Annotated in this window: 5 protein-coding genes; 1 reads left to right on the top strand and 4 read right to left on the bottom strand. The window is 69.2% G+C overall.

The features are described from left to right. Nucleotides 1-179 precede the first annotated feature (179 nt). The 3 genes from BLA15945_RS36225 to BLA15945_RS36215 form a co-directional block, all read right to left on the bottom strand. Nucleotides 180-893 (bottom strand): dienelactone hydrolase family protein, encoded by a 714-nt coding sequence (locus tag BLA15945_RS36225; protein ID WP_174994619.1) that lies wholly within the window; start codon nucleotides 891-893, stop codon nucleotides 180-182. A 265-nt stretch (nucleotides 894-1,158) separates the two neighbouring features. Further along, the gene (locus tag BLA15945_RS36220; RefSeq protein ID WP_059241071.1) at nucleotides 1,159-1,470 is read right to left on the bottom strand and encodes a DUF4148 domain-containing protein; all 312 of its coding nucleotides are present in this window, start codon (nucleotides 1,468-1,470) and stop codon (nucleotides 1,159-1,161) included. Between the two features lie 284 nt (nucleotides 1,471-1,754). Next, nucleotides 1,755-2,720 (bottom strand): GlxA family transcriptional regulator, encoded by a 966-nt coding sequence (locus tag BLA15945_RS36215; protein WP_174994618.1) that lies wholly within the window; start codon nucleotides 2,718-2,720, stop codon nucleotides 1,755-1,757. 173 nt (nucleotides 2,721-2,893) lie between these two features. Here BLA15945_RS36215 and BLA15945_RS36210 point away from each other — a divergent pair, with 173 nt between their 5' ends. Beyond that, a complete protein-coding gene (locus BLA15945_RS36210) occupies nucleotides 2,894-3,535 on the top strand; it encodes an HD domain-containing protein (RefSeq protein ID WP_059241069.1) in 642 nt (213 codons plus the stop codon). Between the two features lie 21 nt (nucleotides 3,536-3,556). On the opposite strand, the gene BLA15945_RS36205 is transcribed toward BLA15945_RS36210, so the two are convergent. Further along, nucleotides 3,557-17,254, bottom strand: a complete 13,698-nt coding sequence (locus tag BLA15945_RS36205) for an LWXIA domain-containing protein (protein WP_174994617.1) — start codon at nucleotides 17,252-17,254, stop codon at nucleotides 3,557-3,559. Nucleotides 17,255-17,315: the final 61 nt, after the last annotated feature.

Below are 17,315 nucleotides of genomic sequence, written 5' to 3'. Positions count from 1 at the left end.
CCGGTCGACTACGACAAGGCGGCCGCTCCGGCGGCGGCGTCGGCGGCAGCGACGAACGGGTAAGCGCAAGGAAGGGCCGGTGCCCGTCGAACCGGCTGTACGCAAAAAGAAAACGCCACGGATTTGCGTCCGTGGCGTTTTCTTTTGCATGGCTGCCCGGCGGGCAGCGGGGCGTTACGTTACCGCTGTTTCGTCCAGAGCGTCCGGCCGAGGAACGTGAGCGTGCGATCCCAGGCCATTTGCGACCAGACCGGATCGAACTGCGTACCGGCGATGCGGCCGGGGCCGACGGCCGTTTCGTTCGCGAACGCGTGATGCGCGAGATAGCGATGGAATTCCAACCCGACCTTCGCATCGGTCAGCTTCTTCTCCAGGGCATCGACCTGGTCGATCGCGAAGAACGCATCCTGCGTCGCCCAGTGACCCATCAGCGGCACCTTGAGCTTGGCCGGATCGATGTAGTCGAGCGGCGGCAGGCCGTACCAGATGACGCCCGCGTCCGCATCGGCGTACTGCAGCGACAGCAGCGTGAGGGCGCCGCCCATGCAGTAGCCCGTCACCGCGACACGCGATGCCAGTGTCTTCAGATACGTGACCGCGCCGGGAATGTCCTGCGATGCGGCATCGCCGAAATCGAGCCCCGTCATCAGGTGGTGCGCTTCTTCTTCCTCGACCGTCGACTTGCCGCGATACAGGTCGGGCACGAGCGCGACGTAACCGCAGCGCGCGAGGCGATCGGCGACGCCGCGGATCTGGTCGTTCAGCCCCCACCATTCCTGGATGACGACGACCGCGGGCGCGCCTTCGGTCTGTGCCGGCGTGGCGAGATAGCCCTGCAGTTCCTGGCCGTCCGGGCGGCGAAACGTGATCATGGAACCGGATGTTTGAGACATGAAACCGCTCCTTTTCGAAAAATGCGCTGAGTGCGGCATCGGGCCGGCCGGCGAGCGTCGCGATTCAGCCCGCGTGCGTGACGGCCGACGCCGACCACGCGGCCATTCTATGCGCAAACACCGGCGGCTTGCGTGAACCGTGCCGTGCCGCATGCGGCCGGCGCCGGGAGCGGGCGCCCCAAAAGCCAACACCCCGCCCCGATGAACGGGAGCGGGGTGCCACGTGTGCCGCGCGCGTATCGGAATACGCGTTTGCGGGTCCGGCTTACTGGCCGAAATAGACGGAATCGCGGCCGTCCTGCTTGACCGCGATCGCGCGGCCGGCGCGCACGCCGGCGGCAGCTTGCACGCCGTAACCGGTTTCGTCGCCGTTCGTCACGCGGGCCTGGGCGGTCTGCAGCGCGCGCGGGTAGTACTGATCGGAGACTTCGGGCTTGTAGCCGGCCTGTTCGAGCTGGACGAGTTCAGCTCGGACCTGGGCACGCGTCAGCTGGCCCGACGGGTTCGATTGAGCGAATGCGCCGTACGAGGCGGACAGGGCGGTTGCGGCGACGACAGCGGTGATGAACGACTTCATGATGACCTCCGGTTCTGTTGATTTCTCGCTTCGCTTGTTGCGTTCAGCGGTTGATTGCATCGTAGCGATCGCGTTACCGGCCGGAAATAGGCGTTGCAGCGAATCATTATTGCAACTGGGTATACGATCCGCACGCGGGTATTTTGTCTGATTATTTCGGGGCGGCCGGACGGCAGGCCCGACCTTTGGGGAGCGGTCCCGTCGATCGGACTGACGAGGTGGAGCAGGAAGGTGAATCGCATTCCGAAGTAAATGGATGCGGCGCCGGCATCGCCTACTGTGCGTCACGCAGCCAGGACGGCTTGCCGCTTCCGGTATTCCGCCGGCGTGATCCCGACGTGCCGGGTGAACGACCGCCTGAGCGTGTCGACGTTGGCAAAGCCGCATTTCGCGGCGACCTGCTTCGGCGTGTCGTGACCGTTTTCGAGCAACTGGCGGGCGGCCGAGATGCGGGTCGCCTCGACCCACGCGGCCGGCGTCATGCCGACTTCCGCGCGGAACAGCCGCGCGAAGTGGCGCGGGCTCATGCCCGCATGCTTCGCCAGCGCGGCGACCGAATGCTCGCGTTCCGGATGCGCGGCGATCCAGCGCTGGACTTCCTGCAGCACCGACCGCCCGGCGGGGCGCGCCTCGCCCTTGCGGCTGAACTGGAGTTGCCCGCCCGGGCGCTTGAAGAACATCACCAGTTGCGCGGCGACGCGCCGCGCGATCTCGCGGCCGAGATCTTCCTCGACCAGCGCGAGCGCGAGATCGAGCCCGGCCGTGACGCCGGCGCCGGTGCGCAGCTTGCCGTCGCGCACATACAGCGCGTCGGCGTCGACGACGAGCGACGGATAGGCTTCGGCGAGCGCGTCGGCGGCGGCCCAGTGCGTGGTCAGGTGGCGCCCTTTCAGCAGGCCGGTGGCCGCGAGGACGAATGCGCCGGTGCAGATCGAGCCGTAGCGCCGGCTTTGCACGGCCGCCGAGCGCAGCCACGCGAGGACGTCGGTACGCAGCGTGACCTGGCCGGCGTTCGGCGCGCCGGCGACCAGCAGCGTGTCGATGCGCTCCGGGATGTCGGGCGCGATCCAGTCGGGCAGCAATCGTGCGCCGGACGAACTGCGGATCGGACCGGGCCCGCACGCGATGATCCGCAGCGCATAGAACGGCTTGCCGCATTCGGCGTTCGCCTGCGCGAACACGTCGAGCGGCGCGGAGACGTCGAGCAGCTGGACGCCCGGAACGGCGAAAATCCCCACGACCTTCGGCATGATCGGTTGCGTGTTGTGTCGAACGTGATGCGTAGCAGTATAGGGCTGCGCCTTTCGGCGCGCAGGCACCGTGTCCGTCCGTCGCGCGAAATGGCAGGATCTGGCGTAACACGTCTATTGGAGACAGTTATCGGACTCCGGAGAATCGAGGGTGTCTTCAATGGAGGTCGATCATGACTGTGAACGTTGCCGGCATCACCCTTCCCGATACGCGGCTGACGCGCGAGATTACCGAGCTCGTGCGCGATACCGAGTCCGAGCTGCTGTTCCACCACTCGAGCCGCGTGTTCTATTTCGCGGCGCTGGCGGGCCAGCGGCGCGGGCTCACGTACGATCCCGAGCTGCTCTACTGCGGCTGCATGTTCCATGACATGGGGCTCACTCACCGCCACAGCAGCGCATGCGAGCGCTTCGAAGTAGACGGCGCCAACGCCGCCCGCGATTTCCTGAAGGACAAGGGGATTTCGCAACAGGACATCGATGTCGTGTGGACCTCCATCGCGCTGCACACCACGCCCGGCATTCCGCAACACATGCATCCGGTCGTTGCGCTGGTCACGGCGGGTGTCGAGATGGACGTCCTGGGCCTGACGTATCCGGAATACAGCGAGGTCGAGCGCGAAGCGGTCGTGCGTGCGCATCCGCGCACGCCGCATTTCAAGGAGGACATCATCCAGGCGTTCTACGACGGAATCAGGCACAAGCCCGGCACGACGTTCGGCAACGTGAAGGCCGACGTGCTCGCGGACAAGGATCCGCATTTCCATGCCGGCAACTTCTGCAGCGTGATCCGGGCGTCCGCGTGGGCCGGCTGACCGCGGACGACCGGCCGCGCTTCAGCCGACATTGATCGATTGCCCGGCGTACAGCACGTTCGGCGCCGACGCCATGCCCGGGTTCAGCTGCAGGATCTCGTTCAGCGCGCGGGCATCCTGCTGCCCGCGCGTCATCGTCTTCTGGTCGTCGGGCGACACATGCGCCGCATCGAGCAGTGACTGGCGATGTGCGTCGGCGATCACCCACAGCGAATCCCCGGCCACGACGATGTACGGCTGGGCGGCCGGCGACGGCGGCGTGGACGGCTGCGCGGGCGTCGTGCTGCCCGGCGCGCCGTTCGTCTTGCCGGTCGTGCCGGTCCCGGGCGGTTGCGTGGCGGTGCCGCCTGGTGCGAGCCCGGCCGTCGGCGTGGCGCCGGGCTGCGGCGGCTGATGCGATGGCGACGCGGGCGCGGGCTGCGGCTTGTGGGTCGTCGATCCCGATCCGCCCGAAGGCGAGCCGAAGAACAGGCTCTGCAACTGCGTGAAGCCCCAGATCCCGATCGGCACGAGAATGAGCGCGGTCGGGTACTTTTTGACCCAGCGCGTCGCGTTAGGGAAATGGGTGTTCAGGCGCGCGCCAAGCAGCATCGCCGTCGACGTCGCGGCCGTCGCCGCGAGGGTGTAGTGGCCCTTGTCGTACTGCGCGATCGTGCCGGCGATGCCGCTCGCGACGCCGACGAAATCCGACGTCGAATCGATCAGGCGTACGACGCGACTGCGCTTGTCCGCGTTCACGCGATGCGCGCTGACCGCATAGACGAGGCCCGAGTACGTTGCGGCGAGCGCCGCGCTCGCGGTCGTGAGCGCACCGGCGACGGTTGGCGTGGTCATCAGCCCGTGCACGCCGACGGCGATCGTCCCCGAATAGCCGACGATCGCGCTGCCGCGCCCGACGAGGCCGAGCAGCCGGCGCGAATTGGCGTGATGCAGCTGCGTGAGCGACGTGCCGCCGACCATGCCCTGCATGTTCGCGAGCAGGTCGGCCGACAGGTCCTTGATCTGCGCGGCCGCATCGTCGAAGCCGATGAGCCCCTGGCGATGCATTTCGACGAGGTGGCTCGCCTTCACGCGCGTCTCGTTCGTCAAAAGGTCGAGCTGCTGGAGCCGCGCCGGATTGTATTCGTGCACCGGCGCGTTCAGCTGCTGCGCGAGCGAGCGCTGCAGGCGGTCGAGCACGTCGTGCACTGCGCGCGGGTCGCCGCTCTGCAGGCTTTGCACCGCGCCCTGGTGCATCGCGCCGAATACGCGGCCTGCGCGTGCGCCGACGAAGAGCGCGGTGTTCGCGTGAGTCAGCGCATCCGAGCTCATCATGTTCATGCCGTTGAACACGTTCAGCGCGACGAGCGAGCTGGCCCCGGCGACCGTGCCGCCGAATCCGAGCGACCAGGCCCAGTCGCGCTTGCCGAACGACGGCCGGTGAACGCGCAGCGCGTTGAGCTGCGCGAGCGCGGCTTGCTGCGGGTCGCCACGCTGGTGGCTCGGCTGCGCGGCGATGTCGCGGTTCACGAGGACCGGCTTGGTATCGTCGATTGCGAGCTTCGGATCGGCTGCTACCGCGCGCCAGAAAGCGGTGCTCGATGCATCCGGGTTCGCGTGTGCCTCGATCTTGTGTTCGGTGTCGGGCTGCGCGTACTGGTCCAGCCAGCGGTTGCCGGCATCGCGTGCGCGGAGTTCGGCCCGGTTGGCCGGGGCCGTACTGTTCCAGTAGTTATCCTTTGCATAGGTGATCGTCGCCTGCCGTGCACGATCCATCAGCGCGGTCGTATGGCCTTCGTACAGATCGGCGCGCAGCGCGGCGAGCTGGTCGGGCGTCATCCCGCTCGCGAGGCCAACACGTTCGACTTCGGCGAACAGCACCTGGTGCTGGTTCGCGAGCGTTTGCGTGCCGATCCGTTCGAACACGCGCGTGAGCGCGTCGGCACCGTGCAGGCGCGCAAGCTTGTCGGGCGCGTGCAGCTTGTAGTCGACGAGCGTGCGGGCGAGTGCGGCGGTCAGGTCCTGGTTCGCGACGAAGTCCGAGCCGTGCGTCGCATACGACAACCCGAGGTGAACCCAATCGAGTTCCTTGCGGTCGAGCACGGCCTCGACGAGCGTCAGGTGGCCGTCGCCCGGCACCGGTTCGAGCACGGCGTCCCAGCCGTGGAACGTCACCATCACGTGCGGCGCGTTTGCGTCGGTGTTTCCGCGTGCCCACGTTTCGAGTGCGTCGAATGTGCGCACGTAGTCGTGATACGCGTCGTTGGTACCCGCGAGCGTGCGCTGGTCTTCCGCCGACACGAGCGCGCGCGACGGCGCGGTTTCGAGGCGCAGCACGAAGCCGCCTTCGGACGCCGCGTCGAGCCATTTGAACAGGTGGTCGAGATCGTCGAGTTCGAGCTGGCGACCCGTGCCGTCGATGTCGATGCGCGCGTTCGCCTCGTCGAACTTCGCGTTGTCGAGCTTGCCGAGTTCGCGCACGCGGCGGATGAATGCCGGGTCGTGTTTCCTGCCGAGCGCGGCGGCCAGCGAATGCGGATCGACCGCGACCGACACGACCGGCATGGCGCCGCCATAGCGTTTTACGAGCGCGAGCATCTCGTCGGGGTTGTCGCGCAGCGTGAAGCCGCGCGCCATCAGCGCGATGCGATCCTGGATCTCGACCTTCGCGCGTGCGTAGGCCTGCAGCGCACGCCGGTCCGCGGCCCGCGCGACCGACAGATAGGTGATCGCGCTTTTCGCGTGGCGGGACAGCACGTTGGCTGCATGGTCGGGCCGCGACAGCGGGCCGCGCCACGGCATGCTCGACGCGTCGCGCGCGAGCCGCAACGGGATGCCGAGCGCCTTCATCATTACGCTGTCGGCCATCATGACCTGGCGCGTCGTGCCGAGGTCGAGCGGCTCGCCAGTGCGGCCCGCGAACGCCTTGACGCGCTCGTGCTCGGGGAACCAGTTGTCGACTTTCGCCTTGCCGAAGCGGAGGGTCCATTCGGCGATCGTCGCGCTCGTCAGGCCGGGCTGATAGGTCTTGATGCTGAACGGTTTGCCGGCGGCGCGCGCCGGCGACGCGGCCGGTGCCGGCACCGCCGGCGCGTTCCGGGTGCTTTTCCTGTTTTTGCCGCGAGCGGGCTTCTTCGGCTTCGCCGGCGAGCCGGCGGCCGACGCGCCGGGCGCGGGGGCGTTGGCCAGCCGGGCCTGCTGGTTCTGCGCGGCCGCCAGTTCGGCCGCGATGCGGCTCTCCAGTTCGCCGAACGGCGCGGACGATTCGGCGGCGGCTTTCCGCAGCTGCTTGCCGAGTTCGTCCTGTTTCAACTGATAGGCGGCGACCTGTGTCGGTTTCGTGCGTGCGTCGAATGCGGCCGGGTCGAGCCGCGTCACCACGAAATGCCGGTTCGAGCCGTCCGGACCGCCGCCGATCTTCGTCTTGTCGAGATCGACGCCGGGCTTGCCCGTGTCGTTGAAATGCGCGGCATCGTCGAACCACTGCAGCGTGCCGTCGCGTGTCGCGAGGATGCCTTCCGGCTGGTGCAGCGTGTCGATCAGCGCGCCTTCCGTGCCGTAGACGTAGATGAAGTATTCCGGCCCGACCTGGCCGAGATCGATCACGCGCCGCAGATGCAGCGTGTTCGCACCGCTGAAGTCGTGCACGTCGTCGGCCGATTTCGGCAGCAGGTTCGGCGCGATCCACCGATGCGCGAGCGGCGTCGCCCCGGCAGGCGGCTTGCCGGCCGACTGGATCCTGCCGAGCCGGCGTTGCACGCGATCGCTCAGCTTCAGCGGCGGCGGCTTCTGCTCGGCGACCGGCAACGCCCGCTCGGCAGGCTCGAAGCCGCCGTATCGGGATACCGCCGATTCCGGCAGCGAGGACGGCACGAACACGACGCCGCGCCGTCCGTCGGGCAGGCCGCGTGCGCGGCGGCGGAATGCGGTGCCGAGATCCTGCCCGCCGATCGACGCGTCGCCGACCGAGGTCTTCTCGTGATAGGTCCAGCCGCTGCCGCCCTGCGTGGGCGCCGCGTAACCGAGCACCTTGCCGGTCTTCTTGTCGACCGCGAAGATCGTCGCGCCGTCGTCCGCGGCCTTCGCGGCCGCCTTGGGCCGCTTGAATTGTGGTGCGTTGGCGAGTTCGCCGATCTGCTCGACGACCGCTTGCGCGGGCGCTTCGCCCGAAGGGTCCGCATGCCAGACGCGCTTCGAGTCGATGGCTTCGACCTTCGCCGCGCCGCCGAATTGCCGCAGCTCGTCGAGCGATACCGGCGACAGGTAGAAGTCGAATTTCGCACGCGTTTCATGCGGCGTTTCGCTGCCGTTGCGCTTGCGTGGACGCGTACCCGGATATACCGCGTCGCGTACGTCATGTGACGGCGCGCCGCCGGGATCGGCCGATTCGACCTGGCCGGGCTGGCCGTGTGCGTCGGTCTTCAGGCTCGCGACGAACTCGGGCTGCGGATGCGTGCCGTCGTCCGCCGGCCGGTCGACATGCTTCGCGATCAGCACATGTGCGTTGGGGCCCGCGTATTGCGCGAGGTCGCGGATGTCGGCCAGCTGTGTGCCGTCGATCCGCTTCAGGTCGCGTTTGCCGTGCGCGTCGAGCCAGTCGGCCGCGCGCGACTCGGGCGTGAGCGCGGGCGTGGCCGGCAAGAAGGACGACGGGTCCGGCATGGGCCACATCATCATCGACGGCATCGTTCGCGGCGCCGCGCCGGTTCGTCCGGCTGCGCCGTCGCGCAGCGCCTGCTCGGCCTGCGCGCGGTACAGCGCCCGATAGACGGGGTTGCCGGGCAGCGACGTGGGGGCGTTGCCGAACGCGTCGGCGAGGCGCGCGAGGCCCGCCGCGTCGCCGGGCATCACGTGGTCGGCTTCGCGCGCGATCGCGTCGGGGAGCACCGCATGCTCGGCGATGTCGACGCCGGTCGATTCGAGGATCTGCTTGCGCACCGCGAACGCGTTGGCCTGCGCGCGCGCCTCGGCGAGCAGCGTGCTTTGCACGTACGCGTCGGGGCTGCTGGTGTCGAGGTCGAGCCGGTTCGTGGCCACGTCGACCGCATGACCGATCTCGTGCGCGAGCACATAGACGATCGTGCCGGCGTGGCGCAACCCGCCGTCGATCACGATCCGGCGCTGCTCGGCATCGACCTTGCTGCCGGCGCCCGCGCGGCCCTGCACGATCTCCCAGCGGCCGGGGTTCAGCAGCCGCATCTGGTCGGCGAGCAGGCTCGACTGGCCGGCGAGCGCATAGGCGGCGTCGGGCAGCGGGGCGCCACCGAACCACATGCGGATGCGCGTGATGAGCGATGGCTTCTGGACGAATGCGCCGTCCGGCAGCGATTCGCTGATCGCCGGATGCGCGAGCTCGACGCGGCCGCTCGCGATGCCGCGCTGGAGCGGATCGATGACGGCATCGATCATCGCTGGCGTCCGGTTGGCCGCCGGGTCCGGATGCCGGATCAGGACGGAAGGGTCGCTGAAGTAGAACCGGCCCTGCGCATCGAACAGGCCTTCGAAGTCGAACGACAGGCCGTGCCGTGCGGCGATCTCGCGCATCGCGACGAGCTGCTGCATCGATTCGCGCATCACGCGTTTCGGCAGGATGCCGTTCATTACGTCGATGCTGCCGAGCTCGGCAAGCGGGCTGTACATCACCGCCATGCGCCCGAGGTACGTGAACGGCCCGTCGACCGTGACCGTGCGCATGCCGAGCTGCCTCAACTGGTCGAGCCCGCGCATTTCATGGGCGAGCATCGTGCGCGCCTTGTCGCCGCCGGCGTCGAACAGGCCGATCGCGTTGCGCTTGCCGAGTTCGAACACGGCCTTCGCGGTGCCGGCGCCGAGGAACGGGCCGAGCAGGTCGGCAGGATCCACGCGCCGCGACGGATCGCCGGCGACGTGCAGCCCGTTGCCGTCGACGGCGAGTGCGCCCGCATCGATCCGTTCGCGCGGCGACGGCGTGTAGCGCGTCCATGTGCCCGGGCCGCCGAACTGCATGCGGTGCGTGCCGTCGGTGCGCGACTCGCCGATCGCGCGGACCGTGCCGCTGTCGGGCACGTAGATCGTGCGTTGCCAGATGTTCGCGAGCCATGCGCCGTGTGCCGCGCGCGCGTCGCCGCCTTCGAGAACGACGGGGGTGCCCGCCTGCGCGGGCCCGAGCGCATGGCGATGGTCGATCGAGTAGTCGACGGGCGTGGCGGGGCGGCCGTGCGCATCGAGCAGGCCGCCGGCCGCATCGGTTTGCGCGTGGACGAGCGTCAGCGGTTCGCCGTTCGCATAGGACACCGGACCGTTGCGGGAGAATGTCAGTTTCGGCGCGCCGCCGCCGAACCAGCGCCGGGGGAACGGCGACGCACGGTCCGCGTGCGCGTGGCTCCACTGCACCTGTTCGTCGAGCGTGCGCGGCAGCCGTGCGCCGCCGCTGCCGCCGGACGACTCGGTCGTGTGCGGTGCGGGCATGTGCAACGATGCGTTGCCTGGCTGTTGCTGCCGGTCCCACGCGCGGCCGTAGAACGTGCTGTAGCGCTCGCCGTCGCGGCCCGACACGGGGGCATTGCCGAACGCGTCGGCGAGGCGCGCGAGGCCCGCCGCGTCGCCGGGCATCACGTGGTCGGCTTCGCGCGCGATCGCGTCTGGGAGCACCGCGTGCTCGGCGATGTCGACGCCGGTCGATTCGAGGATCTGCTTGCGTACCGCGAATGCGTTGGCTTGCGCGCGCGCCTCGGCGAGCAGCGTGCTGCGCACGAATGCGTCGGGGCTGCTGGTGTCGAGGCCGAGCCGGTTGTTCGACACGTCCGTCGCGTGGCCGGCTTCGTGCGCGAGCGTATAGACGAGCGTGCCGTTGCTGCGCAGGCCGCCGTCGATCACGATCCGGCGCCGGTCGACGTCGGTGCGGCTGCCGCGTCCCGCGCGGCCCAGCACGACCTGCCAGCCGTCCGACTTCAGCAGCCGCATCTGGCCGGCGAGCAGGCTCGACTGGCCGGCGAGCGCATAGGCGGCGTCGGGCAGCGGGGCGCCGCCGAACCACATGCGGATGCGCGCGATGAGCGACGGCTTCTGGACGAATGCGCCGTCCGGCAGCGATTCGCCGATCGCCGGGTGCGCGAGCGCGATGCTGCCGTCGTCGATGCCGCGTTCGAGCGGCTCGATGACGCTGTCGATTTCCTCGAGGGTGGACTCGATTGCGCCGCGATTGTCCGAGCGCGAGATGGCCGACGGATCGCTGAAGTAGAACTCGCCGTGCGCGTCGAATACACCCTGGAAGTCGAATTCCAGGCCGTCGCGCTCGACGATCGCGCGTATCGCCGCGAGCTGTCGCATCGATTCGTGCGTGACGCGCTCCGGCAGCGCGCCGAGCGAGACAGCCCGGCTGCTGAGTTCCGCGAGAGGGTGGTACAGGATCGCGATCCGGTTGCCGACCGAGAACGGGCCGTCGATGGTCAGCGTGCGCAGCCCGTAGCGGCGCAACAGGTCGAGCCCGTTGCGTTCCGTGCCGAGCGCATCGTAATGATGGGCGAGCTGGCTGTCGCGCGGCCGCCCGGGATCGACGTCGTACAGGCCGATCGCGTTGCGTTTGCCGAGTTCGAACACGCTTTTTTCGATGCCGGCCCCGAGGAACGGGCCGATCAGCGCTTGCGCATCCAGTCGCCGTGACGGATCGCCCGCGATGTGAAGGCCGTTCTCGTCGGCGGCGAGTTCGCCGTAGTCGATTCGCTCGCGCGGCGATGGCGCATAGCGGGTCCACGCGGGCGCGCGATCGAATCGCACCTGGGCCCTCGCGACGGCAGGATTGCCCGCGGCGGCGTCGAGCGCGCGGATCGCGCCGCCGTCCGGCACGTAGACCGGCCGTTGCCAGGTGTTCGTGAGCCACGCAGCGGCGGCGTGTCCGTTGTCGGCGGCCAGGACGAGCGCGCGGCCGCTGCCGGCGCTGGTCGACGTGCCGGCCAGGAAGTTCGCGATCGAAAAGTCCAGATGCTGCGCGGGGCGGCCGTGTGCGTCGAGCAGCTGGCCCGCGGCGTTGGTTCGGCCGTGGATGACCGTCAGCGGTTCTTCGGTCCCGGACGACGTGTGTTCGTCCAGAATCCGGAGCGTCATCTGCCGTGGCTCGCTGCGCCCGCGTTCGGCAAACGGCGAGATCGCCTCCGCATGCGCGACGCTCCACTGCACCTGTTCCTCGAGCGTGCGCGGCAGGTGCGTGCCGCCGCCGGCCGCGTCCGTCGCGTGTGGCGCGGGCATGCGGCGCGGGGCGCCACCCTGACGCTTCTGCTTGTCCCAGATGCCGTCATAGAAGGTCTGGTACGTCTCGCCGCGGCGCCCCGACACCGGCGCACCGGCAAACGCGTCGGCGAGCCGTTCGACCGTGCCGGCATAGTCGCTCGACGGCCCCCAGCGGTCGGCCTCGTGCTGGAGCGCATCGGGCAGCGTCGTTTTCGACGCGATGTCGCCACCGCCCGCGAGATCGATTTCGTAGCGCGCTTCGAACGCGTTGATCTGCGCGCGCGCCTCGGCTTCGAGCGCCTTGCGCGTGAAGCGGCTGCGGCCGCTGTAGTCGAGCGAGTCCAGCGTGCCGTCGATCGCCTCGACCGCGTGCTTGGCCTCGTGCGCGAGCGTGTACGTGATGCTGCCCGAATCGTGCAGTCCGCCGTCGATCGTCACGCGCCGCCGCTTCGGGTCGATCCGGCTGCCGCCGCCGCGCTTGCCGAGGCTCACGCGCCAGCCGGCGTCGCTCATCATCCGCAACTGCTGCGTGAGCGTGTCCGATTGCTGCGCGAGCGCGTGCACCGCGTCCGGCAGCGGCGCGCCGCCGAAGCGCATCTGCAGCCGCGTGAACAGGCCCGGACCGGCGAGTGACGGATCCTGCGGCGCTTCGGTGGTTTCCGGGTGGGCGGCGGCCGGAAGCGTGCGATCGTCGGCGCGCGCGTCGCCGGCCCGATTTGGCCGGGAGGCTTCGTTCGTCTCGTTCGCCGCTTCCGATGCAGACCGTTCGGCCGGCCTGACGAGCACCAGGATGCGGTTCGGCGCGCTGAATGCGCCGTCCAGCGCGCGCGCCGCGCGAGCGGGCGGTTGCGGCGGCAGGGCGGCGCGGGTTTCCGGATCGGTGGCGTTGCGCCGCGTCGTCGCGAGCACGACGACGGTGTCGTCGTTCGCGGGCGGCGGCGCGCGCCGCGCCGCGGGAGCGTCCGGATTCGGCGCATGCGGGTCGGCTTCGGCGATGCCTGCCGCATCGGCGTGCGGCGCCTGCGCGTTCGTGCCGACGACGCGGCCGCCTGCCGCTGGCGCGTCGGGGGCCGGCAGGTAGCGCGTCAGCGGTGCATCCGCGCGCAGCGTGCCGTCCGCGTGCAGGGCATCCGGCGCGGCCGCGAACACCGGGCGCTGCCAGCGGTTCGCGAGTTCGGGCGCGACGTGCGCGTCCTCGGCATCGGCGACGACGATGATCGGTTCCGCAACGTCGGCGGGCGGCGCGCCCGCCGCGCGCGGCTGCGCCGCCTCGGGCATGGCGGCGGGGTCGTCGCCGTTGCGCACGATGAACAGCGTGTGTTCGCCGTAGTCGAGCGCTTCGACCGACGGGCCGCGCGGCACGGAGACGCCGGCCGGGTCGAGCGTCGCGGGCCGGGAGGCCGGCTCGGCGTCGGTCAGGTCGATCACGCGGACCGGCGTGCGTGGCGCGGTGCTGGCCGGTTCTTCGAGGGCGCCGGCGCCGGGTGCGCCGGGGGCTCGTGCGACGGCCGGGTCGTCCGCCGCGCGCAGGTCGCTGCTGCGGCGATTCTGCGCGGCGACATGCGAATCCGACGAGCGGGTTTCCAGCTGGCTCTCGTCGCGCGCGGCCTGCGCTTCGCTCGTGCGCTGCGCGTTGCGCGCGCCAGCCGAGACGGTGGCGGTGGCCGGGTTGCCCGCTTCGGTGGCGCGTGCCGCGGCTTCGTCGGCCGCCGTCGTCGTCGGTGTGTTGTCGGCCGGTGGCGCCGGGTCGTTCGCCGGTTGCCGTGTGTTGTTGCGCGACGGGGGCGGCGTCTTCGCGACGAGCTTCGACGGCGCATTGATTTCCCCGTCGCTGCCGAACGACAGCCGGTCGCCGGTTGCCGTGACCGAATCGACCTTCGTGCCTTCGGTCCACGTCTTGCCCGTCAGCTTGACGACGGTCAGTTCGCCGTTCTCGCCGAGCATCACCGATTCGCCGTGCGGCAGGTTGTTCAGGTCCTTGTTGTTGAGCCCGTCGAGCACGCGCACGGGCATGTTGTCGTAGGTGAGCACCTTGTCGCCGGCCATCAGCGTGCCGTCCTTCGCGACCGTGATGTCGACGCCGTCGAGCGACGCGCGCGTGGCCCCGAACGCGAGTTGCGACGGTTCGTTCTTGTTCAGGATTTTCTGCAGCTGCTGGCCGTCGATCGAAATGTTCTCGCCGCCCGCCGTGCGGGCGACCAGTGGCCGGCCGGTGACGCGCACCGCTGCGTTGACCATGCGGTCCCGCACGCCGCCCGCGCCCATCAGCGCCACGTTGGTGACGCCGGACTTGATGTCTTCCCAGCCCTGTTCGCTGTTCCCGTGGGCGAATGCGACCCCGGCTTCGACGAAGCTCTCGCCTGCGGCGCCGACGCCGGTGACGAGCGACGTGCCGCGCACGATCGCGGTGGTCACGCGCGCGGCCTTCGCCGAGCCGGTAAGCGCGGTGATCGTCTTGCCGAACACTTCCGACCCGGCGAACTTCGCCGCGCCGGCCGCGCCCATCGGCACGAGGTTGAGCCAGTCGCCTCGCGCCCCGGCGTCGGTGAACGGATTGATGCTCTGGTTGTGTTCCCACCGCGAGCCGATATCGATCGCGGATTTCGCCATGCTCGAACCGATCGCCGTGTCCATCATCACCGCGCCCGCGAAGTTCAGCGCGCCGCCGGCGAACGCGCCGACGCCGGTTGCGTCGAGCAGCACGCCGGCGCCTTCCATCAGCAGCCCGAGCCCCATCATCCCGAGGTTCACCTTGCCGCCGGTCAGCGTGTTCAGCGCACTGTCGAACCAGTCGTCGTGATGCGCGGACTTCTGCTGGAACTGCGCGTGACCGTTGTCGTCGTAACCGGTCACGAGGTCGAGCGTGCCGCTCGACGCCAGCTGGTTGTTGTCGAGGTAGTCGCCGACGTTGTCGTAATTCGCGGACGTGTCGTCGACGTACTGGACGTTGCCCTTGCTGTCGGTGACCTTGAACAGTGCGCTCGTCACCATCCCGGCCGTCTTGTCCGAGTAGATCAGCGGCAGGATGTTGACCTGCGTGCCGCTGCCACCGCCGAGCTTCAGGATTTCGCCGCGCACCTTGTTGATCGTGTCCAGCTTGTCCTTGTCGGTGTAGCGGACCGAGTCGTCGTTGACGGGGGCGGCGGGCGAGCCCGAATCCGGCGACGGCTGCACGTCGGGCGCGAGCCCGATCGCGGTGCCGATCAGGTTGCGCTGCTCGTTGTCGGTCAGCTTGCCGAAATTGATCGTCGCGGCCTTGTTCGTGCTCGCGCCCGCCTGGTCGAGCAGCGATTGCGACAGCTCGCCCTGGTGCGCGCGGAAGAAGCCGTCCAGCGCCTTCGAATAGGCATCCTTGTCATCCTGGCTCTGCGGGTTGCGCAGGTTCTCGGCGAGCCCCGCGTCGAACTGGTCGAGCAGCACCTGCTGGTGCGACATCTCCGTCAGCAGCTGCAGCTTGTTGATGTTCGCGTCGGCCTGCTGCAGGTCGTTGCGTGCCTTGTCGAGCGGGTCCTGATAAGGGTTCGGACGCAGCGGCGTGCGCATCGGAATCTCGTCGCCGTTCACCTCGCGCATCCGCACCGGCGTCGGGTTGTTCGCGTACCAGTCGTCGTAGGTTTTCTGGATGTCCGCGAGCTTGCCCTTGAGTACGCCTTCCTGCGTCTGCGCGCTCGCGAGCTGGAATTTCGCGGCTGCGTCGTTGAACGTGTTGGACAGCCGGCCGTCGGCCGCCCGCAATGCGCCCGCGACGACATGGAGTTTTTTCGCGTCGAGCGCGGTCTGGCCGGTCGCGGTGGTCGGTACGGACGTGTTCGAGCCGGGTGGCTGCAGCACGAACGACGGGTTCGTGAACAGCGTCGTGGGTGGCAGCGACGTCGACAGGCTGGCTGCGGGCGCCGACGTGCTCAATGACGACGACGGGGTCTGCGTCGTCGACGGAGCCGGCGGACTCGATGTGCCCGGCGTAGATGCCGCGCTCGGCAGCGACGTGCTCAGCGACGGCGACGGTCCGGCCGAAGGGGATGGCGTCGTCGGTGGCGGCGGATTCGTCGACAGCGTCGGTGTCGGGTTCTGCAGCACGAACGGCACCTTCGGCTTGAGCTGCGCATCGATCTGCGCGCCGGCGTCGTCGTACTGCTGCGCGAGCGTCTGGCCGTAGGCGACGACGAAGCCGTCGTGCGCGAGGCTCGCCTTCTGTTTGGCCTGCGTCAGCGCATCGGATGCGGCGGCGAGGTCGGCGTCGACTTGCGGATGCGGGTCCAGCGAGCGCGGATTCGCGGTATGCCAGTCGTCGGATGCCGTTTTCGCGGAGTCGTACTTGGCCTGCAGGTCGTCGACGGTGAGCTGCGCGCCGAGCATCTGCATGTAGCCGCCGCTCGTGTTCGCCTGCGTCGTCGCGCGATCGAGCGCGGCCTTGTCGTCCGTCGCCGCGCCGGGTGTCGAGCCGATCAGGCAGGCGCTGTCGGTGTCGTACTTCTGCTGCAGCGTCGTGACCTGCTGCGCGTCGAGCGACGCCGCATAGGCCGCGTTCGAGTAATTCGCGATCTTCGCGGCCTGCGCGACGTTGGCCTGCACGGCGTTCATGTCGACGTTGCCGTTGGCGTCGCCCGGCGGCGCGTCGGGCAGGTCGATCTGCAGTTGCAGCGGCGCGAGCGCATCGTTCAGGTTGCCGACGCCGGTATCGATGGCGTCCTTGTAAGCGGGATCGGCCATATACGACTGGAACTGCGTATAGGCGAGATTCGCGTTGCTGACGTCCGCCCAATACTTCGCCTGGCCGGTCACCGCGCCCGACGTCGCCGATTGCCAGTCGTCGTAGGCCTGGACCTGGGCGGGCGTCTTGCAGTCGCCCTGTTGCGGGACGAAGTTCGGATTCGCCTTCGTCTGGTCGGGGAACAGCTTCTGCAGCGCGGTGAACTTCGCATCGGCCTGCTGCTGCGCGGGACCCTCGATGTTCTGGTTCGTCGGGTCCGAGCTGTACTGGTCGGCCTTCGCCTGTTCGCCGTACAGGATCCGGTAGCCGGCGTCGGTCGTGACGCCGAGTTCGCGCTGCGCGGTGTCGGCCGCATCGTGCGCCCTCGTGTAGTTGTCGAGTGCGGACTTGCGCTCGTCGGGCGTCGAGTCGGGGTCGCGATTCGCCATCCGCAGCACACCCTGTGCGCCTTGCAGCGCCTGTTGTGCGTTGTCGTATTTTGTCTGCGCGTCCTGGATCACGCCCTGCACGGCCCGCGTCGTGTCGTTGTCGACGGTGATCTCGGGCGGCGCCACGCGATACTGATCGGCCATGCTCTGAAGCAGTGCGGTGGCCGACGCGATCTCGGGGTTGGTCGGTTTGGACGGATCGGTGCCGAGGTCGGCCTGCACCGGGATCGGCGGCGCGGTCGTCGGGTTGACCGGGTTGGCCGGGCCGTTGGTCGGGCCGTCGTTGGACGTACCGCCCGCATTTTGCGGCGGCTTCGGCGCAAGGTCCGGATTCAGCGTTTGCGACAGGAAACGCTGCCAGTTCAACCCCAAACCCATTCCGTCGATGGACAGCATGCAAGGCTCCCGTCAGGCGCGGCCGTACGCGGGATGCACGCCGCCAGCGCCGCATGGCGCG

This window comes from Burkholderia arboris (assembly GCF_902499125.1).
In the GTDB taxonomy this organism is placed as follows: Bacteria; Pseudomonadota; Gammaproteobacteria; order Burkholderiales; family Burkholderiaceae; genus Burkholderia; species Burkholderia arboris.
This window is presented reverse-complemented; position numbering and strand designations above follow the sequence as displayed.